Raw genomic sequence first — 1202 nt, 5'->3', positions numbered from 1 at the left:
GTTTCGTCTCTCTGACAAAACACTTTCGGTGTTGTCAGGTTAAGCCTCACGGTTCATTAGTACTGGTTAGCTCAACGTATCGCTACGCTTACACACCCAGCCTATCAACGTCTTAGTCTTAAACGTTCCTTTAGGTCGCTTAAAGCGACAGGGAAGACTCATCTCGAGGCAAGTTTCCCGCTTAGATGCTTTCAGCGGTTATCTCTTCCGCACTTAGCTACCGGGCAATGCCATTGGCATGACAACCCGAACACCAGTGGTGCGTTCACTCCGGTCCTCTCGTACTAGGAGCAACCCCTCTCAATCTTCCAACGCCCACGGCAGATAGGGACCGAACTGTCTCACGACGTTCTAAACCCAGCTCGCGTACCACTTTAAATGGCGAACAGCCATACCCTTGGGACCTACTTCAGCCCCAGGATGTGATGAGCCGACATCGAGGTGCCAAACACCGCCGTCGATATGAACTCTTGGGCGGTATCAGCCTGTTATCCCCGGAGTACCTTTTATCCGTTGAGCGATGGCCCTTCCATTCAGAACCACCGGATCACTAAGACCTACTTTCGTACCTGCTCGAGCCGTCACTCTCGCAGTCAAGCTGGCTTATGCCTTTGCACTAACCGCATGATGTCCGACCATGCTTAGCCAACCTTCGTGCTCCTCCGTTACTCTTTAGGAGGAGACCGCCCCAGTCAAACTACCCACCAGACACGGTCCCCGACCCAGTTTATGGGCCTAGGTTAGAACATCAAACGTTAAAGGGTGGTATTTCAAGGTTGGCTCCATGCAGACTGGCGTCCACACTTCAAAGCCTCCCACCTATCCTACACATCAAGGCTCAATGTTCAGTGTCAAGCTATAGTAAAGGTTCACGGGGTCTTTCCGTCTTGCCGCGGGTACACTGCATCTTCACAGCGAGTTCAATTTCACTGAGTCTCGGGTGGAGACAGCCTGGCCATCATTACGCCATTCGTGCAGGTCGGAACTTACCCGACAAGGAATTTCGCTACCTTAGGACCGTTATAGTTACGGCCGCCGTTTACTGGGGCTTCGATCAGGAGCTTCGCCTTGCGGCTGACCCCATCAATTAACCTTCCAGCACCGGGCAGGCGTCACACCGTATACGTCCACTTTCGTGTTTGCACAGTGCTGTGTTTTTAATAAACAGTTGCAGCCAGCTGGTATCTTCGACTGGCTTCAGC

1 rRNA gene is annotated in these 1202 nt (G+C 52.4%); it reads right to left on the bottom strand.

Features of this window, described 5'->3' with window-relative positions:
• Positions 1-35: 35 nt before the first annotated feature.
• Positions 36-1202, bottom strand: a 23S ribosomal RNA gene (locus ACYUCW_RS18010); the annotation flags it as partial.

It is taken from the genome of Proteus sp. MB838 (assembly GCF_054767435.1).
This window is presented reverse-complemented; position numbering and strand designations above follow the sequence as displayed.